Here is a 25,544-nt window from a genome sequence, read left to right as displayed (position 1 = left end):
CACCGCATGGGAGAGTTTTCCACCGAAGACGCTAAATCAGTGACCATCCGCCGCGCGCGCACGGGCGATGTTCCCGCACTGCGCCGCCTGCTCGACCAGTACGTACAGCAGCGGATCCTGCTCGACAAAGCCCCCGTGGTCCTTTACGAGGACATCCAGGAGTTCTGGGTCGCGGAACGCGACAGCGACGGTCAGGTCGTCGGCTGCGGCGCTCTGCACGTGATGTGGGAAGACCTCGCCGAAGTACGCACTCTCGCGGTCGACCGCGCGTTGAAGGGCGCCGGCGTAGGGCACCGGGTGCTGGCCCAGTTGTTGGAGACCGCGCGCCGGCTCGGCGTGAGCCGGGTTTTCTGCCTCACCTTCGAAGTGGACTTCTTCGCGAAGCACGGCTTCGTCGAGATCGGGGAGACCGCGGTCGACACCGATGTCTACATGGAGCTCCTGCGTTCCTATGACGAGGGCGTCGCCGAGTTCCTCGGTCTCGAACGAGTGAAGCCGAACACCTTGGGCAACAGTCGGATGCTTCTGCACCTCTGATCGGTGGGTGCTCGATCCCGGCCGCTTTTAGAGGCTCCGCACACCTGTGGCCTATGTCCGAATCGCGTACGTTTCCCGCTCCGGGGCGGCCTTGAACCTCTCGCCGGGGGTTTGTGTTTTCCCGGCAAAAGCGGTTTCCTTTCCGCGTACTGCATTTTCGATGAAAGGAAATCCGGTGGCACAGAAGGTTCAGGTCCTTCTTGTCGACGACCTCGACGGTGGCGAGGCGGACGAGACCGTGACGTTCGCTCTGGACGGCAAGACCTACGAGATCGACCTCACCGCCGCCAACGCTGAAAAGCTCCGCGGCCTGCTCGACCCTTACACCAAGAGCGGCCGCCGCACCGGTGGCCGTGCCGCCACGGGCCGTTCCAAGGGCCGCGCCGCCGCGACGTCCGGCAACCCGGACACCGCGGAGATCCGCGCGTGGGCGAAGGCCAAGGGCCTCACGGTCAACGACCGCGGCCGCGTCCCCGCCGAGATCCGCGAGGCCTACGAGAACCGGGCCTGATCCACGGCACCGGCCCGCCCCGCCGGGGGCGTACGCCGCCGCAGGCGCGCCCTGTGGCACTCCGTCGCCGCCGCGGCGACCAGGCGTACGAGATCGGGCCCGTCGCCCTGCCCCGGACCGGGCAGGGCGGGCAGTGATGCCTCGCACCCCTGCTCGGGGGGCCGCAGCCACACCGCGGCCCCCCGAGGGCCGTGCGCCGCGGGGTGCCCGGGAGGCGCCGGGGCGGCGATCAGACCCCCCTCGCCGAGCGCGGTGAGGTCGAGGTCCACCCCGCCCCATTCCAGCCAGTCGAGGAGCCCGTCCAGCTCCTCCGCGCCCCCGGGCGCCACGAGGAACCGCATCCGGCGGCCCGCGACGGCCACCGGTCCGGTGGCGACCCGACGGCGCAGCACCTGCGTCCCCGCGTCGGCCGGCAGCTCCAGTACGTCGAACACGGTCCCGGTGGCGAGCCGGGCGGGCGCCGCGTCGGCCAGGGTCCAGCCGGGCACCCGGGCGTACCAGGCGGCGTAGGACTCCGCGCCGGGGGCGGTCCGGGGCGGTGGGACGGCGGCGAGGCCGCGGGTGTTCCCGGCGGCGGTGAGTGCCATGTCCCGAGCAACTGCGGATTCGGCTCCGGGTTACGCCATGCGTACGGAAGAATGCGGAACGTAAACGTCCGACGGGCTCAGTCCCACATTCGAAGACGGAAGCCTGTTCGCCCGTAGCGGAGACGACCGTGGTCCCCGGCATGGAAGGTTCGTCCTTAGGGGTAAGACATTCCTAGTGGATAGGGGCGACACGGCGAGGTGAACGGCCTTCGAGGGGGTTCCGTTCGCCATCGGCGTACACGTGTGACGGGTATCTGCCTGGCCTGCGGGAACATCGTCTCGCACCATCGGGTTGGAGCAGTTGTCGGCTCTTACGGCCGGTTTTCCCACAGAACGTGGGGGTGAGCCGCGGACGGATGTCGGCAGTTGGAATGAGCTGTCCCGCCCCGCGGGACTAGCATGCGGAAGGACAGGGCGGGGACCGACCCCGAACTGCCCGACCGCTCTGAGGAGCGATAAACGATGTTCGAGAGGTTCACCGACCGCGCGCGGCGGGTTGTCGTCCTGGCTCAGGAAGAAGCCCGGATGCTCAACCACAACTACATCGGCACCGAGCACATCCTCCTGGGCTTGATCCACGAGGGTGAGGGTGTCGCCGCTAAGGCCCTGGAGAGCCTCGGGATTTCGCTCGAGGCTGTTCGCCAGCAGGTTGAGGAGATCATCGGTCAGGGGCAGCAGGCCCCGTCCGGCCACATCCCCTTCACCCCGCGGGCGAAGAAGGTCCTGGAGCTTTCGCTCCGAGAGGCCCTCCAGCTCGGCCACAACTACATCGGCACCGAGCACATCCTGCTCGGCCTGATCCGCGAGGGCGAGGGCGTCGCCGCCCAGGTCCTCGTGAAGCTGGGCGCCGATCTGAACAGGGTCCGGCAGCAGGTCATCCAGCTGCTCTCCGGGTACTCCGGAGGCGGCAAGGAGTCGGCCACGGCAGGCGGCCCGGCCGAGGGAACCCCCTCGACCTCGCTCGTCCTCGACCAGTTCGGCCGCAACCTCACCCAGGCTGCCCGCGAATCCAAGCTCGACCCGGTCATCGGGCGCGAGAAGGAGATCGAGCGGGTCATGCAGGTGCTGTCCCGCCGGACCAAGAACAACCCGGTGCTCATCGGCGAGCCCGGCGTCGGCAAGACCGCCGTCGTCGAGGGCCTGGCCCAGGCCATCGTCAAGGGCGAGGTGCCCGAGACCCTCAAGGACAAGCACCTCTACACCCTCGACCTGGGCGCCCTGGTCGCCGGTTCCCGCTACCGCGGTGACTTCGAGGAGCGCCTCAAGAAGGTGCTCAAGGAGATCCGCACCCGCGGCGACATCATCCTGTTCATCGACGAGCTCCACACCCTGGTGGGTGCGGGCGCCGCCGAGGGCGCGATCGATGCCGCCAGCATCCTCAAGCCCATGCTGGCCCGTGGTGAGCTCCAGACCATCGGTGCCACGACCCTGGACGAGTACCGCAAGCACCTCGAGAAGGACGCGGCGCTGGAGCGCCGTTTCCAGCCGATCCAGGTGGCGGAGCCTTCCCTCCCCCACACGATCGAGATCCTCAAGGGCCTGCGCGACCGCTACGAGGCCCACCACCGCGTCTCCATCACGGACGAGGCCCTCGTGCAGGCGGCCACCCTGGCGGACCGCTACATCTCGGACCGCTTCCTGCCGGACAAGGCGATCGACCTGATCGACGAGGCCGGCTCCCGGATGCGCATCCGCCGGATGACCGCACCGCCGGACCTCCGCGAGTTCGACGAGAAGATCGCGAACGTCCGCCGGGACAAGGAGTCGGCCATCGACTCCCAGGACTTCGAGAAGGCGGCCTCGCTCCGTGATTCGGAGAAGCAGCTGCTGGCGGCGAAGGCCAAGCGCGAGAAGGAATGGAAGGCCGGCGACATGGACGTCGTCGCCGAGGTCGACGGTGAGCTCATCGCCGAAGTCCTCGCGACCGCGACCGGCATTCCCGTCTTCAAGCTGACCGAGGAGGAGTCCTCGCGGCTCCTGCGCATGGAGGACGAGCTCCACCGTCGCGTCATCGGCCAGAAGGACGCCATCAAGGCCCTCTCGCAGGCGATCCGCCGTACCCGTGCGGGTCTCAAGGACCCGAAGCGTCCCGGTGGCTCGTTCATCTTCGCCGGCCCCTCGGGCGTCGGTAAGACCGAGCTCTCCAAGACGCTCGCCGAATTCCTCTTCGGCGACGAGGACGCGCTGATCTCCCTCGACATGTCGGAGTTCAGCGAGAAGCACACGGTTTCCCGTCTCTTCGGTTCGCCCCCCGGCTACGTGGGCTACGAAGAGGGCGGCCAGCTGACCGAGAAGGTCCGCCGGAAGCCGTTCTCCGTCGTCCTCTTCGACGAGGTCGAGAAGGCGCACCCGGATATCTTCAATTCCCTTCTCCAGATCCTGGAGGACGGTCGTCTGACCGACTCCCAGGGCCGGGTCGTGGACTTCAAGAACACGGTCATCATCATGACGACCAACCTGGGTACGCGGGACATCTCGAAGGGCTTCAACCTGGGCTTCGCGGCCCAGGGCGACACCAAGACCGGATACGACCGGATGAAGGCGAAGGTCAACGAAGAGCTCAAGCAGCACTTCCGGCCCGAGTTCCTCAACCGTGTCGACGACACGGTCGTCTTCCACCAGCTCACTCAGGAAGACATCATCCAGATCGTCGACCTGATGATCGCCAAGGTGGACGAGCGCCTCAAGGACCGCGACATGGGCATCGAGCTCAGCGGCGAGGCGAAGCAGCTCCTGGCCAAGCGCGGCTACGACCCGATCATGGGTGCGCGCCCGCTGCGCCGGACCATCCAGCGCGAGATCGAGGACATGCTGTCGGAGAAGATCCTCTTCGGCGAGCTGCGCCCCGGTCACATCGTGGTCGTGGGTGTGGAGGGTGAGGGCGAGGACGCCAAGTTCACCTTCCGTGGCGAGGAGAAGACGGCTCTGCCGGACATGCCTCCGATCGAGGCGACGGGCTCCGGCCCGGACCTCTCCAAGGGCGCGTAAGCGCGAGCCGCCCCTGGCGGTGTGAAGGGCGGCCCCGGGACCGAAAGGTCCCGGGGCCGCCCTTTCGTGTGTGTGGTGCAGGCCGCACCGTGCCCCGGGGCGTGGGCCGTACACGCCCTCGCGGCGGTGACAAGCCGCACAGGGCAAATCGGACCTCCTACCACCTTTCGTAGATCGACTGTCCGTTTTGCCCCCGGCTCCCCCCTGATGTGAAGCGGTCAACACCCTGGGGTACTTCGTCCGTATCTACGAGCTCGGGTAGTAATGGGGCGGTTTGGGCGGGAGCAGGTGGACGGGTTACCAAAGTGGGCGAGCCCAGCCCGGTACGTCGGCAGCCGCCGAGCGCGCCGGGCAGCTTGTTGCCCTGTTCCCGGCCCCGGAGGTCCCCGCATGTCCGCGAAGCGCGTCAGCACCCGTCGTACCCGTCTTGCCCTCGTCGCCACCGGTCTCGGTGCGGCCCTGGCTCTCGGTGCCGGGACGTCCGCCGCCTTCGCCGACGAGGCCAACAGCGCCCTCACCGGTACCGCCCAGCTGGTGGCCGCCCAGGCGAAGGCCCAGGCCCAGGCCGCGACCACCGCCGCGAAGCCGGCGGCCGCCAAGCCGGTTGCAGTGAAGCGGGCGGTCACCTGGAACAAGCCGGTGGCCCGTTACACGCTCTCCGCGACCTTCGCCCAGGCCGGCGGCCTGTGGGCGCACAAGCACTCCGGCCAGGACTTCGCCTGCCCGATCGGCACCCCGGTGCACGCGGCGAGCGCGGGCGTGGTCGTCAAGGCAGGCCCGAACGGCGGCGGCGACGGCCCGGCGTACGGCAACGCCATCGTGATCCGGCACGCGAACAACACGTACTCCCAGTACGCGCACCTCTCGCGGATCCAGGTCAAGATCGGCCAGAAGGTCGCGATGGGCGCGCGGATCGGCCTGTCCGGCAACACCGGGAACTCCACGGGCCCGCACCTGCACTTCGAGATCCGCACGACCCCGAACTACGGCTCGGCCGTGAACCCGGTCGCCTTCCTCCGCAAGGTCGGCATCACCGTCTGAGTCCCGTGCTGCCGGGGCAGGGGGTACTGAGCCCCCACGCCCCGGCGCGGGGGCTCAGTACAGGAGCCAGGCAGCCGTGGGGCGGGCCACCGGGTCGAGCTTGCCCGCCTTGAGGGCGTCGATGCGGTACTGCGGCAGGGCCACGTCGTAGATGCGCAGGCTGTCCATGGCGCCGTTCCAGGGGGCGGTCCAGTTGTCCTGGTGGCGGGAGCGGCCGATCTCCAGCGGGCCGGGGGCCGGGAAGATGCCGGAGGGCACCGGCGCCTCCTGCGCCTTCTTGCCGTTCACGTACAGCGTGATCTTCTTGCTCGGTGCGTCGTAGGTCGCCGTCAGCTCCGAGAACGTCCTCTCCATCTTCGAGCTCACGCCGGAGACCGTCGTGGTGGTGGTCTCGGCGCCCTGGTCGCCGGTCTGCACGCGGAAGATCCAGACCGGCTTGCCGTTCACCTCGTCCAGGCCGAGCTCGAAGGAGAACGACTTCTCGTTGCCCTGGCTGATGGCGATCTGGCGTCCCTTGGGCACCCGGTTCCACACGCGGGCGACGACGGTGAAGCTCTTGGACGTGTCGACGACGCGCTGCTGGGACTCGGCGAACGAGTTCGCGTTGTTCTTGAGCCGGACCTCGTAGCGCTTGTCGATCGGGAAGACCCCGGCGTCGGGACCCATCTTGAGGTTGGACTTGCCGCTCAGGTCCCGGATGGTCGTCGGGTCGCCCGGCACGGTCGGGGTGAGGTCGGTGGGCGGCTGGTTCTGCGAGGGGGTGGCGGACGCCGAGGGCGTGTCGTCGCCGCCCTTGCCCTCGTCGCCCTTGCCGTCGCCCAGCAGCAGGAACGTTCCTCCGGCGGCGAGCAGCGCCAGCACGCTCACCCCGCCCACGATCAGCCAGAGCCGCTTCTTGCGCCGCGCCGCCGCCGAGCGGTCCGCGAGCGCGTCCCAGTCGGGCTGCGGCGTCTGGGCCGGGAGCGGGAAGGGCTGCTGCGCGGGCTGCGCCTGCGCGGGCTGCTGGGCCTGCGGGTAGGGGCCCTGTTGGTAGGGGCCGGGCTGCGGCTGCTGCGGATAGCCGTACCCGCCCGTCTGCGGCGGGGGACCGAAGCCGCCCGGTGCTTGCTGCCCGGCGGGAGCGCCGGGCGGGAAGCCGTAGCCACCGGAGGCCGGAGTTCCCGGCGGGAACCCGTAGCCGCCGCTCCCCGGGGCGGGCTGCTCGGGCTGCGGGCTGCTGGGGGGATTCGTACCGTCGGTCATTCCACGGATGCTAAGACATGAGCGGTACGGAGCGAACGCCCGTAGGTCCCGATCGGGAACCGATCGGGATCAAGCCCCCGGGTGCCCGCTACACCGACGGCTTGATGATCGGAAAACTGCCGGTCGCCGTCGGCGCGTGCTCGGGCAGCCACAGCACCGCCACCGCCCCGGCGGCCGCGCCCCCGCCCTCCGCGAGGCCCCGCGCCGCAACGTTGCGGAACGTCAGCCGGGCGCCCAGGACGCGCGCCTGCCCCTCCGCGATGGTCAGCCCCAGCCCGTGCCCGACCCCGGCCCGGTCCGTGGACCCCGTACGGAAACGGCTCGGCCCCTCGCGCAGCAGCGCCTCCGGGAAGCCCGGCCCGTGGTCCCGTACGCGTACCACCCGGCCCTCGATGTCCACCTGCACCGGCGGCTGCCCGTACCGCCCGGCGTTGGCCAGCAGGTTGCCCAGGATCCGCTCCAGGCGGCGCGGGTCGGTGCTGACGATCTCGTCCGCGACGACCCGTACCGACGCCTGCGGCATCAGCGCCTTCACCCGCCGCGTCACGAACTCGCCCAGCGCCACGTCCTGGAGTTCGGCCCGCTCCGAGGCACTGTCCAGCCGGGCCACCTCCAGCACGTCCTCGACGAGCGCCCGCATCGCCTGCGCCCGGTCCCGCACGAGCTCGGTCGGCCGGCCCGGGGGCAGCAGTTCCGCCGCGGTGAGCAGGCCCGTCACCGGGGTGCGCAGCTCGTGGGCGATGTCGGCGGTCACCCGCCGCTCGGCCTCCACCCGCTGCTGGAGGGTGTCCGCCATGGCGTCCACGGCCCGCGCCAGGTCGTCCGTCTCGTCCCGTACGACGCCGCCCACCGCGTCCCGTACCCGTACGTCGGGATCGCCGTGCGCCACCCGCTGCGCGGCGGCCGCGGCCTTGCGCAGCCGGCGCGAGATCTGCCCGCCGATGAGCACGCCCAGCGCCGAGCCGGCGAGCACCACGGACAGCGAGCCGACGACCAGTGCCCGGTCCAGGTCGCGCACCATGTTGGCGCTCTCACGGAACTGCGTGTGCAGCGACACCACCTGCCCGTTGCCGAGCGGTACGGCCGCCCACACCTCCGGGAGCCCCCGGGGGTTCTCCTGGACGTAGGTCCCGCGCCGCCCGCTGCGCGCCTTCTCGCGCAGCTCGGCGGGCAGGTCGGGGTCGTTGAGCTTGGCGCCCATGGGGGGCTTGCGCCCGGCCTCGGCGTTGCGGGAGATGAACTGCACGCGGTCCAGCTGCACCTCGCGGGCGCTCTCCAGCATCGACACGCGCGCAGCGCTGTGCACCACGAGGCTCAGCGCGACGGCGATCAGCGCACCGACCGCGGCGACGGCGAGGGCGATCTTCCAGCGGATCCCGGTGCGCAGGGTGAACCGCTTCACAGCACGGACCGTTTCATGGCTTGAGCTTGTATCCGAAGCCCCGGACCGTTTCGATCCGGTCCTGTCCGATCTTGGTGCGCAGCCGCTGGACGTGGACGTCCACGACGCGGGTGTCGCCGCCCCAGTCGTAGTCCCAGACCCGCTCCAGCAGCCGGTCGCGGGAGAGGACGGTGCCGGGCGCGGAGGAGAACTCCAGCAGCAGCCGCATCTCGGTGGGGGTCAGGGCCACGGGGGCGCCCGCCTTGCGCACCTCCATGCCCTCGGTGTCGACCTCCAGGTCGCCGAAGTTCAGCACCCCGCGCTCGCCGGAGTCCTCCTCCCCGGCCGCCGGGCCCCCGCCGTGCACGCCGTTCGCGTGTCCGAAGCGGCGCAGCACGGCGCGGATGCGGGCGACGAGGACGGAGCCGTCGAACGGCTTGGTGACGTAGTCGTCGGCGCCCGCCTCCAGCCCCAGGACGACGTCGATGGAGTCGGCCCGCGCGGACAGCATGATCACGGGGACGGTGGACTCGTCGCGGATGCGGCGGCACAGGCTCACGCCGTCCATGCCGGGCACCATCACGTCGAGGAGCGCGATGTCGGGCCGGTTCGCGCGGAACGACTCCAGGCCGGCCAGGCCGTCGGGCATGGCGGTGACCACGAAGCCGTCGCGTTCCAGCGCCAGGGTCGTGGCCTCGCGGATGACGTCGTCGTCCTCCACGAACAGCACATGGGTCTCGGCCATGCGGTGCCTCGCTTCAGTTCTTGGGTGTGACGGCCGGGGCGGGCTGGGAACCGCCGTCGACGTTGCTGTAGTCCGTGTGGACCCGGTCCTGCTCGGTGAACTTCTCGCCGTTCCACCGGTACGTGATCACGTCCTCGCCGGACGGGTACGAGAGCGCGTCGCTCTTCCCGTACACCGGCTTGGTGACCACGAGGTCGCCGCGGTCGATCTCCGCGTAGACGGGAGGCTGCTCGTCCGCGAAGACGTTCGCGTACGTCGCGCCCTCGGCGCGGTACACGTACGTGCCGCGCCCCAGCGCGTCGGCGCACGACAGCACGTTGACGACGATGTCGACGACCGGGCCCGCGGTGACCTTCCCGTAGCTGACGTCGACGGGGTACTCCTTGCCCGTGCAGGGCTTGAGGTCCCGTTTGACCTCGGCGCTCACCTTGGGGTCCGCCTTGAGCAGCGCGACCGGGTCGACCTTCCCGGCCGGGCGGTCCGGGGGCACCGCGGAGGACGCGGCGTTCGGGGACGCGGCCGAGCCGACCGGCGCGCCGGTCCGGGCCACCGTCTCGGTACGGGCCGGGCCGCCGTCGCGCAGCCCCGTGCCGCCGGTCGAGCAACCGACCGCGAGCAGCCCGGTGCCGACGAGGACGACCGTCCCCGCCGACATCAGCACCAGCGGCTTCCTGCCGCCGGCGTCCTTGCCATGGCCGTTCAGGCCGCGCACCGCTCCCGCCCCTCGTACCGCACCGTGTGGTCGCCGCGCTCCAGCGCGCGCATGTCGAGGTCCCGGCTCTCCAGCTCCTGCCGGAGGCGGGCCAGTGCGCGGTGCAGGGTGCTCTTCACGGTTCCCGTCGACATGCCGAGCGCCGCCGCCGTCTCCTCGGTGCTCATCTGCTCCCAGTGTCGCAGTACGACCACACTGCGCTGCTTGGGGGCGAGGACCTTGAGGATGTCCATCAGCAGGGCGCGGTCGGCGCGCTGGTCGGAGCCGTCCTCGACGGAGGCGTCCGGGAGCTGCTCGGTGGGGACCTCGTCGAGCTTGCGGGCACGCCACCACTCGGTACGCGTGTTGATCATGACGCGGCGCAGGTAGGCGTCGGCCAGCGCCTTGTCGGCGATGCCGTCCCAGCGGCCGTACGTGCGCACGAGCGCGGTCTGCAGGAGGTCCTGGGCGTCCGTGGGGTCCGGGACGAGGCGCCGGGCACTGCGCAGCAGCGCGTCCTGCCGGGTGCGTACGTACTCCTCGAATCCGAGTACCTCGCCGTGCGCCATCTCAGACCGCCTCCGTTCCGCCCAACGTGCATCCACCGTGTTACGGGTCCGACGGTACGGAGGCGTTGTCACGGCACTGTGCGGGTAAGCCTTCGGTGGGCGCACGGACACCCGTAGGTTGTGTAACAACGCCGGTGAGCTGCGGTTTCCCGGGCGTGAGCGGAGCCGCCGACTCCACTTCCGGCGGCTCCTTGCGGGGGCGCGCGCCGCCTTCCGGGAGTCCGCGGCGCGTCTTGGCGCCGGCTCGGCGGCGGGCCCCGCGCCGGCTCCGCGGCGGCCCGTGGGCGTCAGCTGCGCGGCAGTCGGTACATGCCCTGCGCGAGGGGCTCCACCAGCCCGTCGGAGACCAGCCCGTCCAGCGCCCGCGCCCGCTGCACCGGTTCGTCCCAGACCGTGTCGAGCACGGACTGCGGAACCGGGCCCACCGCCTCCCGGAGCACCGCGAGGAGCCGGCCGCGCACCTGCCGGTCGGTCCCGGCGTACGTCTGCGCCCGCCGCGGCGGCCCGTCGTGCGGCGGCTTCCCGGCGAGCCGCCACGCGCACTGCCCCGCCACCGGACAGCGCTCGCAGTCCGGGGACTTGGCCGTGCACACCAGCGCGCCGAGCTCCATCGAGGCTGCCGCCCAGCGCGCCGCGGTCGCCTCCTCGGCGGGCAGCAGGGCCCGGGCCAGGCGCCGTTCGGCGGCGGTGGTGGCGTTCGGCGGGAATTCGACCCCGGTCGTGGTGCGGGCGATGACCCGGCGGACGTTGGTGTCCAGCACCGCGTGCCGCTGGCCGTACGCGAAGGAGGCCACCGCCGCCGCCGTGTACTCGCCGATCCCGGGCAGCGCCAGCAGCTGTGTGTGGTCCCGCGGCACGTCGCCCCCGTGCCGTTCCGTTATCGCGACGGCGGCGCCGTGCAGGCGCAGGGCCCGGCGCGGGTAACCGAGCCGGCCCCAGGCCCGTACGGCCTCGCCGGGGGCCTCGGCGGCCAGGTCGGCGGGCCGGGGCCACCGGGCGAGCCACTGCTCGTACACCGGCAGGACCCGGCTGACCGGGGTCTGCTGGAGCATGAACTCGCTGACCATGACCCCCCAGGGGCCGGCCTCGGGGCGGCGCCAGGGCAGGTCGCGGGCGTGCTCGTCGAACCACGCGATGACGGGGGAGTGCAGCGCGTGGGAGACGTCGGGGGAGGGGAAGGTGGATGCAGTCATGGCACACGCATCCTGGCACGTTTCGTCCCCCTCGCGCCGGGCCCGGCGCGGGGCCCGCGGGTGTGGCGCGGGCGCGAACCGGACCCCACCGCCGTGGTCCGGGCCGCGCACGGTCACGGACGGTGCCCGCCGCCCGTACGCCGGGGGCACCCCGTATGGCCTGATCTTTTCGGCCGGACGGGGCCAGCGGGATGATCATCGGCAAAACACGCCGGATGCACGGCATGTGGGGCGCTGATCGCGGCGCCGGTTCTCGTAAAGTTCCGTCCGTGGGATCACTGCGCAATCCGGTCGGGCCGCTCCCCTCCTCCATTTACTGGCGACGGAGGGCTGTGCTGGCGTCTGTCGCCGCGCTCCTCGCGCTCCTCGCCGTATGGACCGTCAGTTCCGGTGGCGGGAAGCCGAGTACGAACGGCGAGGGCAAGGGGGGCCCGCGTCCCGTCACCTCGATCACCCCCGGTCCCTCCGGCTCCGGCCCGGCGATCAGTCAGGCGCCGGGCGGCCGAGGCGGTTCCGGCTCCGGTTCCGGTTCCGGAGCCGGGACGGGTTCCGGTGCGGGCGCCGGCAAGAACGGCGAGACGGGCGGCGGCGGTTCGAGCGACGGGGGCGGCAACGGGAGCTCCGGCGCCGCGGCCCCGGTCCCCGCCGACGCCGCGCTCCCCGCCTGTGCGCCGGGCGTGGTGCAGTGGGAGGTCAAGAGCGTCAAGAACGAGTACGAGGCGAACGAGAAGCCCCGGCTCGAACTGATCGTCCGCAACGTGTCGGGAACCACCTGCAAGATCGGACTCGGCCCGAAGCAGGCCGTCATGACGATCACTCAGGCCAGTGGCAACAAGCCGGTGTGGTCGGGTGCCGACTGCCCGGCCGGTGCGGGCAACGCCTTCTTCCGGCTGCCCGCGCAGGGCGAGGCGAAGCAGTCGCTGGAGTGGGACCGCAAGCCCAGCGCGCCCGACCAGTGCCAGACGCCTCCGGCGGGGTCGGCGGCCCCGGACACCTACGTGGTCGAGGTCAAGGCCCCCGGCCTGCCGGTCGCCCGCACCTCGTTCGTCCTCAAGCAGGACTGAGCGGGGCGGGCGCGCCGCTCACACGTAGCGTTCGAGGATCGAGGACTCGGCCAGGCGGGACAGGCCCTCGCGGACGCTGCGCGCGCGGGCCTCGCCCACGCCGTCCACGGTCTGGAGGTCGTCCACGCTCGCGGCCAGCAGCTTCTGCAGGCCCCCGAAGTGCTCGACCAGCCGCTCGATGATCGCCCCCGGCAGCCGGGGCACCTTGGCCAGGAGCCGGTACCCGCGCGGCGAGACCGCCGAATCCAGCGTCTCAGGCGAGCCCGTGTACCCGAGGGCCCTCGCGACGATCCCCAGCTCCAGCAGCTCCGGGTGCGTCAGCGCGTCCAGCGCCGGCAGCGCCTCCTCCACCGTGCGGGAACGCTTCGCCGTCGGCTCCGGAACGTAGTCCCGGATCACCAGCTCCCGTTCCTGCTCGATCCCGACCGTCAGCTCGTCCAGCTGGAGCGACAGGAGGCGTCCGTCGGTGCCGAGTTCCACCACGTATTCGGCGATTTCCGTGGCAATACGGCGAACCATTTCCAGCCGCTGCGCGACCGCCGTCACGTCGCGCACCGTGACCAGGTCCTCGATCTCCAGCGCCGACAGCGTTCCCGCGACCTCGTCCAGGCGCAGCTTGTACCGCTCCAGCGTGGCCAGCGCCTGGTTCGCGCGGGACAGGATCGCCCCGGACTCCTCCAGGACCCGCCGCTCCCCGTCCACGTAGAGCGCGATCAGCCGCATCGACTGCGACACGGACACGACGGGGAACCCGCACTGCTTCGAGACCCGGTCCGCCGTGCGGTGCCGGGTGCCGGTCTCCTCCGTCGGGATCGACGCGTCCGGGACCAGCTGCACGCCCGCCCGGAGGATCTTGGTGAGGTCCTTGTCGAGGATGAGGGCGCCGTCGAGCTTGCACAGCTCGCGCAGCCGGGTCGCGGTGAACTCCACGTCCAGCACGAAACCGCCCGTGCACATCGCCTCGACGGACTTGTCCATCCCGAGGACGATCAGGCCGCCGGTGTTGCCGCGGACGATCCGTTCGAGACCGTCGCGCAGGGGCTGACCAGGTGCGACCGCGCTCAGCGAGGCCCGCATCATGGCTTCCTGCCTGGAGCTCGCGCCCGACTTCCCGGATGCTGCTGCACCGTCCTTGGCTGCCACTGCACTCCTCCGGTCGCGGGTTGCGCCGCCTGCGTACGGCCGGGCGGACCAGCACAAAGTCTACCGGCGCGCTCTGCGCCTTGGCCGTGCCTTGTCCCGTATCGGTCCCGCACCCCCACCGCGGGACGAGTTCCGGCCGCCCGGCCACCGCCCGGCCACCGCCCTCCGGCCGGCCTTCGGCCCGGCCGGCGGTGACGGCCGGCGGTGACGGCCGGGCTACTCGCCCGCCCGCTCCCGGGCAGGCGTGCGGGCCCGGCCGCGCGGCAAGACCCGTAGCGCGTCGCCCATGTCCGCCACCTCGATCACCTTCATGCCCGCCGGCACCTTCCCCGGATCTGCCGGGACCAGCGCGTGCGTGAACCCGAGCCGGTGGGCTTCCGCGAGCCGTCGCTGGACGCCGGTCACCCGCCGCACCTCGCCCGCCAGCCCGACCTCCCCGATCGCCACGAGGTTCTTCGGCAGCGGGACGTCGCTCGCCGCCGAGGCCAGCGCCAGCGCGATCGCCAGGTCCGCGGCCGGCTCCGTGAGCTTCACCCCGCCCACCGTGGCGCTGTAGATGTCCCGCTTGCCCAGGGCCGTGATCCGGCCGCGTTGCTCCAGCACCGCCAGCATCATCGAGACGCGCGAGGTCTCCAGCCCCGAGGTGGTCCGGCGCGGCGAGGGGATCTGCGAGTCCACCGTCAGCGCCTGCACCTCGGCGACCAGCGGCCGCTTGCCCTCCAGCGTCACCGTCAGGCAGGTGCCCGGCACGGCCTCCGCGCGGCGCGTGAGGAACAGCCCGCTCGGGTCGGCGAGACCGATGATGCCCTCGTCGTGCAGCTCGAAGCAGCCGACCTCGTCGGTGGCCCCGTAACGGTTCTTCACACCGCGCACCAGCCGCAGCCGCGCGTGCCGGTCGCCCTCGAAGCTGAGCACCACGTCCACGAGGTGTTCCAGCAGCCGGGGGCCGGCGATCGCGCCGTCCTTGGTGACGTGGCCGACGAGCAGGGTCGACATCCCGCGCTCCTTGGAGGCCCGGATCAGTGCCCCGGCCACCTCGCGCACCTGTGCCATGCCGCCGGGCGCGCCGTCGATCTCGGGGGAGGCGATGGTCTGTACGGAGTCCAGGATCAGCAGCGAGGGCTTGACCGCGTCCAGGTGTCCGAGGACGGCGGAGAGGTCCGTCTCCGCCGCGAGGTAGAGGTGGTCGTTCAGCGCGTTGATCCGGTCGGCCCGCAGCCGGACCTGGCTCGCGGACTCCTCGCCCGTCACGTACAGGGTGCGGTGGTCGTCGGTGGCCGCCTTCGCGGCGACGTCCAGCAGCAGCGTCGACTTGCCGACGCCCGGCTCGCCCGCCAGCAGCACGACGGCCCCCGGCACGAGGCCGCCGCCGAGGACCCGGTCCAGCTCGTCCACGCCGGTGCTGCGGGCCGTCGCCGTACGGCCGTCGACCTGGGCGATCGGGACGGCGGGGGCCGAGACCCGGCCGGCCGCGGTGGTCCGCACGGCGGGCGCACCCATCTCCTCGACGGTCCCCCACGCCTGGCACTCGGGGCACCGGCCGAGCCATTTCGCGGTCGTCCAGCCGCACTCGGAGCAGCGGTAGGACGGCCGGTCCTTGGCGGATGAACGAGATGTACGGGCAGCCATGCGCACCACCGTAGCCGCCGGCACCGACACCGCCGCCGGGACGGCTTGCGGCACCCCTTCCGGCACTGCCCCCGGTACCGCCCCCACTACCGCCCCCGGCTGCCGCGTCAGGGGCGCTGTCAGCACGGGCTCGATCTGTTCACCCGTAAGGGCTAAAACCGCTGAAGGCTTCCGGACCGTCACGGGCGCGCCGCCTACGGTCGCCGAGTGAACAGCAGCAGCCAACCACACCCCCCGGCGCGCACCGGCGCACACCGGGCGCAGGGGCGCACGCCCTCCCGCGGACCCGAGCTGGGCCCCGCGGACGAGCAGCCTCCCCCCTTCCGGCACGAGCCCTACCTCGACGGACTGTTCACTTACTGCCTGTCGGTGCTGTGTGACCACGACACCGCCACCGACGTGCTCGGTGAGGTCCTCGCCGTCGCCGAACGGCATCCCGGCCGGTGCCCCGACGAAGGGGACCGGCGGGCCTGGCTCTACGCACTGGCCCGCTGGGGCTGCCTCACCCGGCTGGGCGAACAACGGCGCACCCGCCAGGGGGCGCATTCCGCCGGGCGCACGCCGGAGCACACCGACGAAAAGCATGCGCCGGGGGCGCTGGACGTGAGCGCCTACCGCCGTACCGAGCTGGCCCGCCTCGCCTGGCCCGAAGCCGCCGGAACCACCCCCGAGCAGCGCGAGGCCCTCGAACTCGCCGTCCGCCACCGCCTCGCCGTACCGGAACTCGCCGCCGTCCTCGGCACCCAGGCAGCCACCGCCCGGGAACTGCTCACCGGCGCCGCATGCGAGGTGGAACGCACCCGCGCCGCCCTCGCCGTGGTCGAGACCGGCAACTGTCCGGCCGTGTCCCGGCTCACCGGCGACGGCCAGGTGCTGCTGTCCACCACCCTGCGCGCCGAGCTGGTGCGCCACGTCGACGACTGCCCCCGCTGCCGCCGGGTCGCCGAACGGGTGGGCGCCGCGGCGCCCTGGCCCGGCTCCGGCGGCGTCCACACCCCCGGGCTCCCCCTGGTCCCCGCCCCGCGCCCCGCCGTCCACGCCGCGATGCTGCGCTCCGGCCGGCGCCGCCGGGGCGGGCCCGGCCCCCGCTTCGACCGCACCGGCTTCCCCATGGACCCCAAGGACCGCGCGGCGCGCCGCGACCGGCTCCGGGCGCGGGCGGTCACCACCACCGTCGTCGCCACCGTGGTCGCCGCTCCCGTCCTCGCGCTGTGGGCCGCGTACCGGGGCGCCCCCAGTACCGGCGAACCCGCCGCGGGCACCACCGCCCGTATCTCGGCCAGCGAATCGGAGCTTCCGCTCCCACACGTCGACGGGCGCCCCTTCGCCGCCTATCAGAACGCCGGCAACACGCGCACCACCGGCGAGCCGGGCTTCGCGCCGGGCGCGGACGTCCCGGACGTCTCGGTCGAGGTGATCAGCCCCGGTGCCTCCGGCACGCCGCAACCGGGTGGTCCCGGGGCCCCGGGCCACATCGCCGTGAGCGCCTCCACCCGGGGCGGCACCACCGCGCTCACCCTCACCGCCTCCGGCGGCGCGCCGGTGCACTGGCGGCTGTGGTCGGACGCGCCGTGGCTGCGGGCGAGCCGGAGCGCGGGCACCCTGGCGCCGGGAGGATCGGTCACCGTGTGGATCACCGTCGACTCCGCGGCCCAGCCGGTCGGGGCCTGGTCGGCCAGGGTCGGGATCGACCCCGACGGCGCGGTGGTCTCCCTCCGGGGCCACGGCCGCCCCGCGCCGCCCGCGACGCCACCCGGGACCCCGGACCGGGACCCGGACCCGGACCCGACGCCGACTCCGACGCCGCCCAGCCCCACGCCGACGCCGCCGGCGACCCCGGATCCCACGCCGACTCCGACGCCGCCGAGCCCCACGCCTACGCCGACGGAGCCCGAAGGAACGGTTTCCCCCGCGCCGGACCCGGGCGGCCCGGGCCCCTCCGGTTCGGCGTCCTAGCCGGGTCAGCCCACAGCGCAGGCCCACGGCGCAGGCTCAGGCCCCGGTCCGGGTCCGCCGGTCAGGCCTGGCCGGCCGCCGCCGGCGGGTCCGCCGGGTGCGGGGCCATCGGCAGCAGCGAAGACAGCCGCGCCTCGCACAGCTTCACCAGCTCCGCGTACGCCGCCTCGCCCATCAGCTCCGTCAGCTCGGGCCGGTAGGACACGTACACCGGCTGCCCGGCGCCGTGCGCGGAGGTGGCCGAGGTGCACCACCAGTGCAGGTCGTGGCCGCCCGGCCCCCAGCCGCGCCGGTCGTACTCCCCGATCGACACCTGGAGCACCCGCGTGTCGTCGGGCCGGTCGATCCAGTCGTACGTACGCCGGATCGGCAGCTGCCAGCACACGTCGGGCTTGGTCTCCAGCGGCTCCTGGCCGTTCTGCAACGCCAGGATGTGCAGCGAACAGCCCGCGCCGGCCGGGAAACCGGGCCGGTTCAGGAAGATGCAGGCGCCGTCCCAGCGGCGGGTCTGCTTCTCCCCGTCGTCGTCCGTCTGCGTCCAGCCGGACTCGCTGCCGACGTCGTGGAACTGCCACAGCTCGGGCGTCAGGCGGGCCACGTGCCCGGCGACCCGCTTCTCGTCGTCCTCGTCGGAGAAGTGCGCGCCGAGCGTGCAGCAGCCGTCGGCCGCCCGGCCGGCCTGGATGCCCTGGCAGCCGCTGCCGAAGATGCACGTCCATCGGGAGGTCAGCCAGGTCAGGTCACAGCGGAAGACCTGCTCGTCGTCGGCGGGGTCGGGGAACTCCACCCAGGCCCGGGGGAAGTCGATGCCCTTCTCGTCGGCCACGACCTTCGGTTTCTTCTTGGGGGTCTTGGACATGTTGGCCTTCTTCGTATTTGGCACAAACCCAAGCCTAAGCGCCCCTTACCTCACCCATACGCGACGAGCCCAGTAGCGTTTCCGGTTATGAGACTCGGTGTCCTCGATGTGGGTTCCAATACGGTTCATCTGCTGGTGGTGGACGCGCACCCCGGTGCGCGCCCGCTGTCCGCGCACTCGCACAAGGTGGAGCTGCGGCTCGCGGAGCTGCTGGACGAGCGGGGCTCGGTCTCGCCGGAGGGCATACGACGGCTCGTGTCGGTGATCGGCGACGCGGTGCAGGCCGCCGAGGACAAGGGCTGCGAGGACCTGCTGCCCTTCGCGACGAGCGCGGTGCGGGAGGCGACGAACGCGGACGAGGTGCTGGCCCGGGTCAAGGCCGAGACCGGCATCGACCTGCCCATCCTCAGCGGTGACGACGAGGCCCGCCTCACGTTCCTCGCGGTGCGGCGGTGGTTCGGCTGGTCGGCGGGCAAGCTGCTGGTCCTGGACATCGGCGGCGGCTCGCTGGAGATCGCGTACGGCATCGACGAGGAACCCGACGCGGCCGTGTCCCTCCCGCTCGGCGCGGGCCGCCTCACCTCGGCGTGGCTCCCCGGGGACCCTCCGGCGCCGGCCGACGTGAAGGCGCTGCGCCGCCACGCGCGTGCGCAGATCGCCCGGTCGGTCGGGGAGTTCAGCCGCTTCGGGACGCCGGACCACGTGGTGGCGACGTCGAAGACGTTCAAGCAGCTGGCCCGGATCGCGGGCGCGGCCCGCTCGGCGGAGGGGCTGTACGTACAGCGCGACCTGACGCGCAAGGCGCTGGAGGAGTGGGTCCCGCGCCTGGCCACGATGACCACGGCCCAGCGAGCCGCCCTTCCGGGCGTCTCGCAGGGCCGTGCGCACCAGCTGCTGGCGGGTGCGCTGGTGGCGGAGGGCGCGATGGACCTCTTCGGCGTGGACGACCTCGAAATCTGCCCCTGGGCCCTCCGCGAGGGCGTGATCCTGCGCAGACTGGACCACCTGCCGGCCTGACCCGCACCGATCCGCAGCCCCCGGCCCGCGCGGCGCCCCACCCGGTACGACCCCTACGGCGCGGCCGGGTCCTGCACGCCTTCCCTCCGCCACCGCCCGGCCGGGCAGGGCACGTTGGACCGGCCGCGGGCCGCCGTGGGGAGGAGGCCCGGCCACCGGCCGTGTACCGGTGCGGTGGAGGGAGGGCGCAGGGGCGGCCGCAGGGGCTGGGCCGGGGACGGCCGGTGGCGGGTGGCGGGTGTCACGGCGGGGGGCGGGGCGGGGACCGTACCCTGTCTCCGTGGCAGAACCAGTCCGGATCCCGAACGTGAAAGTCGCCCTCTCCACCGCCTCCGTATATCCGGAGACGACGGCGACCGCCTTCGAGATCGCCGCACGCCTCGGGTACGACGGCGTCGAGGTGATGGTCTGGACGGATCCCGTCAGCCAGGACGTCGACGCGCTGCGGCGGCTGTCCGACCACCATCAGGTGCCGGTCCTGGCCGTGCACGCCCCTTGTCTGCTCATCACCCAGCGGGTGTGGTCCACCGATCCGTGGACCAAGCTCCGCCGCGCCCAGGCCGCCGCCGAGCGGCTCGGGGCGTCCACCGTCGTCGTGCATCCGCCTTTCCGCTGGCAGCGCCAGTACGCCCGTGACTTCGTCACCGGCATCTGGCGGATGGCCGACGAGACCGACGTCCGGTTCGCCGTCGAGAACATGTACCCCTGGCGCTACCGCGACCGCGAGATGCTCGCGTACGCGCCGGAGTGGGACGTCACCAAGGACGACTACCGGCACTTCACCATCGACCTCTCGCACACCGCGACCGCCCGGGCCGACGCCGCGGCCATGGTCGACCGCATGGGCGAGCGCCTCGCGCACGTCCACCTCGCCGACGGGAACGGTTCCGCGAAGGACGAGCACCTCGTCCCCGGCCGCGGCACCCAGCCCTGCGCCGAGCTGCTGGCCGGGCTGGCCCGTACGTCCTTCGACGGGCACGTCGTGATCGAGGTCAACACCCGCCGCGCGATGTCCTCCGCCGAGCGCGAGGCGGACCTCGCCGAGGCCCTCGCCTTCACCCGCGAGCACCTCGCCGCAGCCACGGCCGCGCCCAAGCCGGCCCGCCGCCCATGACCGAGCCCCCCGTGAACGAGCCGTCCACGACCGAGCCGCCGCCCCGCCGGCGCCGCGGCCCCGGCCGCCCCCGCCAGGACGAGGCCGACGAGGGCCCCGGCACCCAGGAGCGCATCCGCGCCGCCGCCCGCGCCGAGTTCGCGGCGCGCGGCTACGACAAGACCTCCGTACGCGGCATCGCGAAGGCCGCCGGCGTCGACCCGGCCCTGGTGCACCACTACTTCGGCAGCAAGGACGACCTCTTCGCCGCCGCGATCGAACTGACCCTGGAGCCCGCCCTCGTCGCCCCGCGGATCCTCGAAGGCGGCCCGGACGGCATCGGCGAGCGCCTCGCCCGCTACTTCCTCGGCGTGTGGGAGAACCCCGCCACCCGGGTGCCGCTGCTCGCCGTCATCCGGTCGGCGCTCACCCACGAGGCGGCGGCGAAGGTGCTGCGCCGGCTCATCCTGCGCCGGGTCCTGGAGCGGGTCGCCGCCGAGCTCAACGTGCCCGACCCCACTTTCCGCGCGGAGCTCGCCGCCTCCCACATGATCGGCATCGTGATCCTGCGCTACGTCGTCCAGGTCGAGCCCCTCGCGTCCGCCGAACCGGAGGCGATCATCGCCCTCGTAGCCCCTACGCTGCAGCGTTATCTGACCGAGGACTGAGCTGCCCGTATCGGGATGCGGACAACCTGTCCGCATCGCGGGCCAGGAGCGTAGCCTCGTAACCGAGCCATATCCACAGTCGCGGGGGCGTGCGAACGCCACCGTACTCATGGGGAGTGAACCCGATGCCCGAGCTGAGGTCCCGCACCGTCACCCACGGCCGCAACATGGCAGGCGCACGCGCGCTGATGCGCGCCTCGGGCGTAGCGAGCGCGGACATCGGGAAGCCGATCATCGCGGTCGCCAACTCGTTCACCGAGTTCGTCCCCGGCCACACCCACCTCGCCCCGGTCGGCCGGATCGTCTCCGACGCCATCCGCGCCGCGGGCGCCATCCCGCGCGAGTTCAACACCATCGCCGTGGACGACGGCATCGCGATGGGCCACGCCGGCATGCTCTACTCCCTGCCGTCCCGCGACCTGATCGCGGACTCCGTGGAGTACATGGTGGAGGCGCACTGCGCCGACGCCCTGATCTGCATCTCCAACTGCGACAAGATCACCCCCGGCATGCTGATGGCCGCGATGCGCCTCAACATCCCGGTCGTCTTCGTCTCCGGCGGCCCCATGGAGGCCGGGCAGGCCACCCTGGTCGACGGCACCGTCCGCAAGCTCGACCTGATCGACGCCATGGTCGACGCCTCCAACGAGAACGTCTCGGACGAGGACATCCTGCGCATCGAGGAGAACGCCTGTCCGACCTGCGGTTCGTGTTCGGGCATGTTCACCGCCAACTCGATGAACTGCCTCGCCGAGGCCATCGGTCTGGCCCTCCCCGGCAACGGCTCGGTCCTCGCCACGCACACCGCCCGCCGCGCCCTGTACGAGGACGCCGGCCGGACCGTCGTGGAGATCACCAAGCGCTACTACGAGCAGGACGACGCCTCCGTCCTGCCCCGCAACATCGCCACCCGCCAGGCCTTCGAGAACGCCATGGCCCTCGACATCGCCATGGGCGGCTCCACGAACACGATCCTGCACCTCCTCGCCGCCGCCCAGGAGGCCGGCCTGGACTACGACCTCACCGACATCGACGAGGTCTCGCGCCGAGTCCCGTGCCTGGCCAAGGTCGCGCCGAACGTGGCGCCCGGCGGTACGTACTACATGGAGGACGTCCACCGCGCCGGCGGCATCCCCGCCATCCTGGGCGAACTGCACCGCGGCGGCCTCCTCAACAAGGACGTCACCACCGTCCACTCCGAGAACCTCGAAGACTGGCTCGCCACGTGGGACGCCCGCTCCGGCACGGCGTCCGAGGAGGCCATGGAGCTGTGGCACGCCGCCCCCGGCTGCAAGCGCTCCGCGACCGCCTTCTCCCAGTCCGAGCGGTGGGACAGCCTCGATCTGGACGCCGAGGGCGGCTGCATCCGCTCCGTCCAGCACGCCTACTCCAAGGACGGCGGCCTGGCCGTCCTGCGCGGCAACCTCGCCGCCGACGGGTGCGTGGTCAAGACCGCCGGCGTCGACGAGTCGATCTGGACCTTCGAGGGTCCGGCCGTGGTCTGCGAGTCGCAGGACGAGGCCGTCGACAAGATCCTGCGCAAGGAGATCGAGCCGGGCGACGTCGTCGTCATCCGCTACGAGGGCCCGCGCGGCGGCCCCGGCATGCAGGAGATGCTCTACCCCACCTCCTTCCTCAAGGGCCGCGGCCTCGGAAAGGTCTGCGCGCTGGTCACCGACGGCCGCTTCTCGGGCGGCACTTCCGGCCTGTCCATCGGCCACGCCTCCCCGGAGGCGGCCTCGGGCGGCACCATCGCCCTGGTCGAGGACGGTGACCGGATCCGCATCGACATCCCGAACCGCTCGATCGAGCTGCTGGTCTCCGACGAGGAGCTGGCGGCCCGCCGCGAGGCCCTCGGCGGGGTCTACGCCCCGAAGGACCGCGAGCGCAAGGTGTCCGCCGCGCTGCGCGCCTACGCCGCGATGGCCACCAGCGCCGACAAGGGCGCGGTCCGCGACGTGTCCCGCCTGGGCTGAGCTCCCGGCCCGCCGGGCCCCGCTCCGCTTCCGGACCCCGCCGGCGTCCTCACCACCCGGCGGGGTCCGCCGCGTCCACGGCGAACACGGACCCGTCGGGCGCGGACGCGTACACCGTGCCGTCGGCGACGACGGGCGCGTTCAGGGAGGCGGCGAAGGCGCCCTGGTCGCCGCCCATCCGCGGCTTGGTCTGCCCCAGCAGCCGCCCGCCGGAGGCCTCGACCGCGAGCAGCCGGCCGTCGGGCGCCGTCAGGTAGACCCGCCCGGCGGCGACCGCCGGGCGGGACGCGACCGCCAGGCCCGTCTCCAGCCGCCACAGTTCCCGCTCCGGGCCCACCGCGGCCAGTCCGCCCGCCGCGCCCACGAGGTACACGACGCCGTCGGGGCCCGCCGTCGCCTGGGCCTCGTACAGGGGGACCGCCAGGCGGACCCGCCGCACCGCCCGCGTCGCCAGGTCCACGCGGACGACGGCGTCCGTCTTGCCCTGCGCGTCGTTCTCCAGCAGGTACGCGCTGCCCTGCACGGTGGCGACCGGCTGGAGGAGCCCCGCCGTACGGATCTGCCAGCGCACCGCCCCGTCGCCCGGGTCGACCGCCGCCACCTGGGTCTGCCTGCCGTCCGGCTGGCGCGTCGCCACGTACAGCGCGGCCCTGCCCGAGGCGTCCGGGCCGCCCCACCACACCGAGCCCGTCCCGCCGATCCGCCTGCTCCACTTCGGGGTGCCGGTCGCCGCGTCCAGCAGGGTCGCGCTCCCGTCGGAGCCGGCCGCGAGGACGTGCCCGGCCTCCGCGACCACCTGGGCTCCGCCCGGCAGGTCGCGCTGCCAGCGCCGGGTTCCGGTCGCCGGGTCCAGGGCCTGGAGTACGCCGCTGCCCGCCCCGGCGGCGAGGACGAGGCCGCCCGCGTACAGCGGAGCCCGCGCCGACCCCGGCCCGGGCTCCGCCTGCGCCGGGACCGTCCACCCGAGGGCGCCGTTGGAGGGGTCCAACCGGGCGGCCGCCAGCCCCCGCCCCGAGCAGTACAGCGCCGCGCTCCCCCAGGAGCAGGCCCCGCTGCCCTTCCCGGCGGAGGGGCCCGCCAGGGGCACCGACCAGGGCGCGAAGTGCTTCGTCGCGCCCGCCTGCGCCGCCGTGGAGGCCGTCGGCCCGGGGGAGTCGTCGCCCGTCGCGGAGCCGAGGTAGCCGCCGACGGCGCCGCCCGCGAGCAGCACCACCAGCCCCGCCGCCCACGCCGTGCGGACCCGCCCGCGCACCGGGCGCCCCGCCGCCCCGCCGGCCGCCGGGCTCGCCGCGTCCTCGCCGCCGGTGCCGATGCGCTCCCGCCGGTGCGTGTCGACTTCCGCCGGGGCGGGCCGCCGCGGTTGCGGGGTGAACACCTGCGTGTCCTCGCCGGTGGGGTAGGCCAGCGCCCGCATCTGGGCGATCAGCGCGTCGGCGGTCGGCCGCCGGGCCGGGTCCTTCGCCAGGCAGCGGGCGACCAGCGGGACGAGCGGCTCCGGGAGCCCCGTCAGATCGGGCTCGCCGTGCACCACCTGGTACGCGACGAGGTAGTGGCTGTCGGAGTCGAACGGGCCGCGCCCGGTCGCCGCGTGCACCAGTACCGCGCCCAGCGCGAACACGTCGGCGGCCGTCCCGACCTCGCGCGGCGACTGGAACTGCTCCGGCGCCATGAACGGAGGGGTCCCGATCAGCTTGCCCGTCTCGGTCCGCAGGTCGCTGTCGGCGGGCCGCGAGATCCCGAAGTCGATGACCCGCACCCCGTCGGGCGCCATCAGCACGTTGCTGGGTTTGAGGTCCCGGTGCACCACCCCGGCCCGGTGGATGTCCCGCAGCGCCTCCGCCAGGCCGGCGGCCAGCCGGGTCAGCTCACCGGGGTCCAGAACCCGTTCCCGTACCCGCTCGGAGAGCGTCGGCGCGTCGATGAACAGCGTGGCCATCCAGGGCCGTTCGGCGTCGGGGTCCGCGTCCACCACCGGCGCGGTGAACGCCCCGCTCACCCGGCGCGCGGCCGCGACCTCCTGCCGGAAGCGCGCCCGGAACTCCGGGTCCACCGCGTGCTGCGCGTGCACCACCTTGACGGCGAGTTTCAGCCCCGAGCTGGAAGCGGCCAGGTGGACGACGCCCATACCGCCGGAGCCGAGCACGGATTCCAGCCGGTAGTGCCCGGCGTACTCGGGAAAGCCCGCGCCGTCCGTGCGCCGACCATGCACCACTCACCACCCCCGCCGGAGCCTAGTCGATGGCACGTGCGACCATCCAAGGGCTTGCCGCCCTGCGTGAGTTGCGCCGGGCAACGCCCACGGGGGGAGTTTTCCGCATGACTGTCGAGAACGATTCGAGCCAGGTCCAGGCCGAGGCCCAGAGCCTGTCCGGCTCCGGATTCCCGACGTTCCCGGTCGCTCCGGGATACCAGGTGAACGTCCGCACCGGCCCGGGTACCGGCTACTCGATCTCCCGGGTCCTGCCGCTCGGCGCGTACGTCTCCATCCACTGCCAGTGCGACGGCACCACGGTCTCCGGCCCCTACGGCACCACCGGCATCTGGGACTGCGTCGGCAACGGCGAGTTCGTGTCGGACGCGTACGTGAAGACGGGCAGCGACGGGTACGTGGCCACCCGCTGCGGCTGACCGGCTGCCGCCCGCCCCACCGTTCT

At 72.8% G+C, this 25,544-nt stretch carries 22 protein-coding genes; 11 read left to right on the top strand and 11 right to left on the bottom strand.

Going from position 1 to position 25,544, the window contains the following annotated elements; genetic code table 11:
• Positions 1 to 6: 6 nt before the first annotated feature.
• Positions 7 to 537: an amino-acid N-acetyltransferase gene (locus tag OHA81_RS14555; protein ID WP_329196148.1), complete on the top strand. Its 531-nt coding sequence runs from the start codon at positions 7 to 9 to the stop codon at positions 535 to 537.
• A 175-nt stretch (positions 538 to 712) separates the two neighbouring features.
• Complete coding sequence (locus OHA81_RS14550; protein WP_329196147.1) at positions 713 to 1,048, top strand: histone-like nucleoid-structuring protein Lsr2; 336 nt, start codon at positions 713 to 715, stop codon at positions 1,046 to 1,048.
• Here the strand turns inward: OHA81_RS14550 and OHA81_RS14545 are convergent.
• Positions 1,030 to 1,635: an SCO3374 family protein gene (locus OHA81_RS14545; protein WP_329196146.1), complete on the bottom strand. Its 606-nt coding sequence runs from the start codon at positions 1,633 to 1,635 to the stop codon at positions 1,030 to 1,032. The two genes, OHA81_RS14550 and OHA81_RS14545, sit on opposite strands and share 19 nt — an antisense overlap.
• A gap of 462 nt (positions 1,636 to 2,097) precedes the next feature.
• On the opposite strand from OHA81_RS14545, the gene OHA81_RS14540 reads away from it, so the two are divergent.
• Complete coding sequence (locus OHA81_RS14540) at positions 2,098 to 4,623, top strand: ATP-dependent Clp protease ATP-binding subunit (protein ID WP_190185936.1); 2,526 nt, start codon at positions 2,098 to 2,100, stop codon at positions 4,621 to 4,623.
• A 390-nt stretch (positions 4,624 to 5,013) separates the two neighbouring features.
• Positions 5,014 to 5,664: a M23 family metallopeptidase gene (locus OHA81_RS14535; RefSeq protein WP_329196143.1), complete on the top strand. Its 651-nt coding sequence runs from the start codon at positions 5,014 to 5,016 to the stop codon at positions 5,662 to 5,664.
• 54 nt (positions 5,665 to 5,718) lie between these two features.
• On the opposite strand, the gene OHA81_RS14530 is transcribed toward OHA81_RS14535, so the two are convergent.
• The 6 genes from OHA81_RS14530 to OHA81_RS14505 all read right to left on the bottom strand — a co-directional run bounded on the left by OHA81_RS14530 (position 5,719) and on the right by OHA81_RS14505 (position 11,485).
• Entirely contained in the window at positions 5,719 to 6,906 is a 1,188-nt protein-coding gene (locus OHA81_RS14530) for a LamG domain-containing protein (protein WP_329196142.1), read from the bottom strand.
• Between the two features lie 88 nt (positions 6,907 to 6,994).
• Positions 6,995 to 8,308 carry a two-component system sensor histidine kinase CseC gene (gene cseC, locus OHA81_RS14525; protein ID WP_329196140.1) on the bottom strand — a complete coding sequence of 438 codons (1,314 nt, stop codon included), beginning with the start codon at positions 8,306 to 8,308 and terminating at the stop codon, positions 6,995 to 6,997.
• Between the two features lie 13 nt (positions 8,309 to 8,321).
• Positions 8,322 to 9,032, bottom strand: a complete 711-nt coding sequence (gene cseB / locus OHA81_RS14520) for a two-component system response regulator CseB (protein WP_329196138.1) — start codon at positions 9,030 to 9,032, stop codon at positions 8,322 to 8,324.
• Positions 9,033 to 9,045: 13 nt separating this feature from the next.
• Positions 9,046 to 9,687, bottom strand: a complete 642-nt coding sequence (locus OHA81_RS14515; RefSeq protein WP_329202286.1) for a hypothetical protein — start codon at positions 9,685 to 9,687, stop codon at positions 9,046 to 9,048.
• Positions 9,688 to 9,731: 44 nt separating this feature from the next.
• Positions 9,732 to 10,292 carry a SigE family RNA polymerase sigma factor gene (locus OHA81_RS14510; RefSeq protein WP_329196137.1) on the bottom strand — a complete coding sequence of 187 codons (561 nt, stop codon included), beginning with the start codon at positions 10,290 to 10,292 and terminating at the stop codon, positions 9,732 to 9,734.
• Between the two features lie 287 nt (positions 10,293 to 10,579).
• Entirely contained in the window at positions 10,580 to 11,485 is a 906-nt protein-coding gene (locus OHA81_RS14505) for an A/G-specific adenine glycosylase (RefSeq protein WP_329196136.1), read from the bottom strand.
• 332 nt (positions 11,486 to 11,817) lie between these two features.
• Between OHA81_RS14505 and OHA81_RS14500 the strand changes: the two genes are divergently transcribed.
• Complete coding sequence (locus OHA81_RS14500; RefSeq protein WP_329196135.1) at positions 11,818 to 12,549, top strand: hypothetical protein; 732 nt, start codon at positions 11,818 to 11,820, stop codon at positions 12,547 to 12,549.
• Between the two features lie 18 nt (positions 12,550 to 12,567).
• Here the strand turns inward: OHA81_RS14500 and disA are convergent, their stop codons facing one another.
• Together disA and radA are read right to left on the bottom strand one after the other, a co-directional pair.
• A complete protein-coding gene (disA, locus tag OHA81_RS14495) occupies positions 12,568 to 13,692 on the bottom strand; it encodes a DNA integrity scanning diadenylate cyclase DisA (protein WP_329196133.1) in 1,125 nt (374 codons plus the stop codon).
• A 216-nt stretch (positions 13,693 to 13,908) separates the two neighbouring features.
• Entirely contained in the window at positions 13,909 to 15,321 is a 1,413-nt protein-coding gene (gene radA, locus OHA81_RS14490) for a DNA repair protein RadA (RefSeq protein WP_329196131.1), read from the bottom strand.
• Positions 15,322 to 15,528: 207 nt separating this feature from the next.
• On the opposite strand from radA, the gene OHA81_RS14485 reads away from it, so the two are divergent.
• Positions 15,529 to 17,277 carry a BACON domain-containing protein gene (locus OHA81_RS14485; RefSeq protein WP_329196129.1) on the top strand — a complete coding sequence of 583 codons (1,749 nt, stop codon included), beginning with the start codon at positions 15,529 to 15,531 and terminating at the stop codon, positions 17,275 to 17,277.
• Positions 17,278 to 17,338: 61 nt separating this feature from the next.
• On the opposite strand, the gene OHA81_RS14480 is transcribed toward OHA81_RS14485, so the two are convergent.
• Positions 17,339 to 18,136: a hypothetical protein gene (locus tag OHA81_RS14480; protein WP_329196127.1), complete on the bottom strand. Its 798-nt coding sequence runs from the start codon at positions 18,134 to 18,136 to the stop codon at positions 17,339 to 17,341.
• Positions 18,137 to 18,223: 87 nt separating this feature from the next.
• Here OHA81_RS14480 and OHA81_RS14475 point away from each other — a divergent pair, with 87 nt between their 5' ends.
• The 4 genes from OHA81_RS14475 to ilvD all read left to right on the top strand — a co-directional run bounded on the left by OHA81_RS14475 (position 18,224) and on the right by ilvD (position 22,890).
• Positions 18,224 to 19,153 carry a Ppx/GppA phosphatase family protein gene (locus OHA81_RS14475; protein ID WP_329196126.1) on the top strand — a complete coding sequence of 310 codons (930 nt, stop codon included), beginning with the start codon at positions 18,224 to 18,226 and terminating at the stop codon, positions 19,151 to 19,153.
• A gap of 280 nt (positions 19,154 to 19,433) precedes the next feature.
• Entirely contained in the window at positions 19,434 to 20,267 is an 834-nt protein-coding gene (locus tag OHA81_RS14470; RefSeq protein WP_329196124.1) for a sugar phosphate isomerase/epimerase family protein, read from the top strand.
• Positions 20,264 to 20,914 carry a TetR/AcrR family transcriptional regulator gene (locus OHA81_RS14465; RefSeq protein ID WP_329196122.1) on the top strand — a complete coding sequence of 217 codons (651 nt, stop codon included), beginning with the start codon at positions 20,264 to 20,266 and terminating at the stop codon, positions 20,912 to 20,914. Before OHA81_RS14470 ends, OHA81_RS14465 begins: the two co-directional genes overlap by 4 nt.
• Positions 20,915 to 21,039: 125 nt before the next feature.
• Entirely contained in the window at positions 21,040 to 22,890 is a 1,851-nt protein-coding gene (gene ilvD, locus OHA81_RS14460; protein WP_329196121.1) for a dihydroxy-acid dehydratase, read from the top strand.
• A gap of 49 nt (positions 22,891 to 22,939) precedes the next feature.
• Here the strand turns inward: ilvD and OHA81_RS14455 are convergent, their stop codons facing one another.
• Positions 22,940 to 25,099, bottom strand: a complete 2,160-nt coding sequence (locus OHA81_RS14455) for a serine/threonine-protein kinase (protein ID WP_329196118.1) — start codon at positions 25,097 to 25,099, stop codon at positions 22,940 to 22,942.
• Between the two features lie 107 nt (positions 25,100 to 25,206).
• On the opposite strand from OHA81_RS14455, the gene OHA81_RS14450 reads away from it, so the two are divergent.
• Positions 25,207 to 25,518, top strand: a complete 312-nt coding sequence (locus OHA81_RS14450; RefSeq protein WP_329196116.1) for a peptidase — start codon at positions 25,207 to 25,209, stop codon at positions 25,516 to 25,518.
• The last annotated feature ends 26 nt before the right edge of the window (positions 25,519 to 25,544 follow it).

The sequence above is a fragment of the Streptomyces sp. NBC_00667 genome, assembly GCF_036226825.1.
Classification (GTDB): domain Bacteria; phylum Actinomycetota; class Actinomycetes; order Streptomycetales; family Streptomycetaceae; genus Streptomyces.
The sequence above is the reverse complement of the archived record's forward strand: the minus strand, read 5'-3'. Positions and strand labels throughout refer to the sequence as shown.

Coding starts and splice junctions, on each gene's coding strand:
- OHA81_RS14555 (WP_329196148.1), top strand. CDS start 7: ATGGGAGAGTTTTCCACCGAAGACGCTAAATCAGTGACCATCCGCCGC.
- OHA81_RS14545 (WP_329196146.1), bottom strand. CDS start 1,635: ATGGCACTCACCGCCGCCGGGAACACCCGCGGCCTCGCCGCCGTCCCA.
- OHA81_RS14540 (WP_190185936.1), top strand. CDS start 2,098: ATGTTCGAGAGGTTCACCGACCGCGCGCGGCGGGTTGTCGTCCTGGCT.
- OHA81_RS14535 (WP_329196143.1), top strand. CDS start 5,014: ATGTCCGCGAAGCGCGTCAGCACCCGTCGTACCCGTCTTGCCCTCGTC.
- OHA81_RS14530 (WP_329196142.1), bottom strand. CDS start 6,906: ATGACCGACGGTACGAATCCCCCCAGCAGCCCGCAGCCCGAGCAGCCC.
- cseB (WP_329196138.1), bottom strand. CDS start 9,032: ATGGCCGAGACCCATGTGCTGTTCGTGGAGGACGACGACGTCATCCGC.
- OHA81_RS14515 (WP_329202286.1), bottom strand. CDS start 9,687: ATGTCGGCGGGGACGGTCGTCCTCGTCGGCACCGGGCTGCTCGCGGTC.
- OHA81_RS14510 (WP_329196137.1), bottom strand. CDS start 10,292: ATGGCGCACGGCGAGGTACTCGGATTCGAGGAGTACGTACGCACCCGG.
- OHA81_RS14505 (WP_329196136.1), bottom strand. CDS start 11,485: ATGACTGCATCCACCTTCCCCTCCCCCGACGTCTCCCACGCGCTGCAC.
- radA (WP_329196131.1), bottom strand. CDS start 15,321: ATGGCTGCCCGTACATCTCGTTCATCCGCCAAGGACCGGCCGTCCTAC.
- OHA81_RS14480 (WP_329196127.1), bottom strand. CDS start 18,136: ATGTCCAAGACCCCCAAGAAGAAACCGAAGGTCGTGGCCGACGAGAAG.
- OHA81_RS14475 (WP_329196126.1), top strand. CDS start 18,224: ATGAGACTCGGTGTCCTCGATGTGGGTTCCAATACGGTTCATCTGCTG.
- OHA81_RS14465 (WP_329196122.1), top strand. CDS start 20,264: ATGACCGAGCCCCCCGTGAACGAGCCGTCCACGACCGAGCCGCCGCCC.
- ilvD (WP_329196121.1), top strand. CDS start 21,040: ATGCCCGAGCTGAGGTCCCGCACCGTCACCCACGGCCGCAACATGGCA.
- OHA81_RS14450 (WP_329196116.1), top strand. CDS start 25,207: ATGACTGTCGAGAACGATTCGAGCCAGGTCCAGGCCGAGGCCCAGAGC.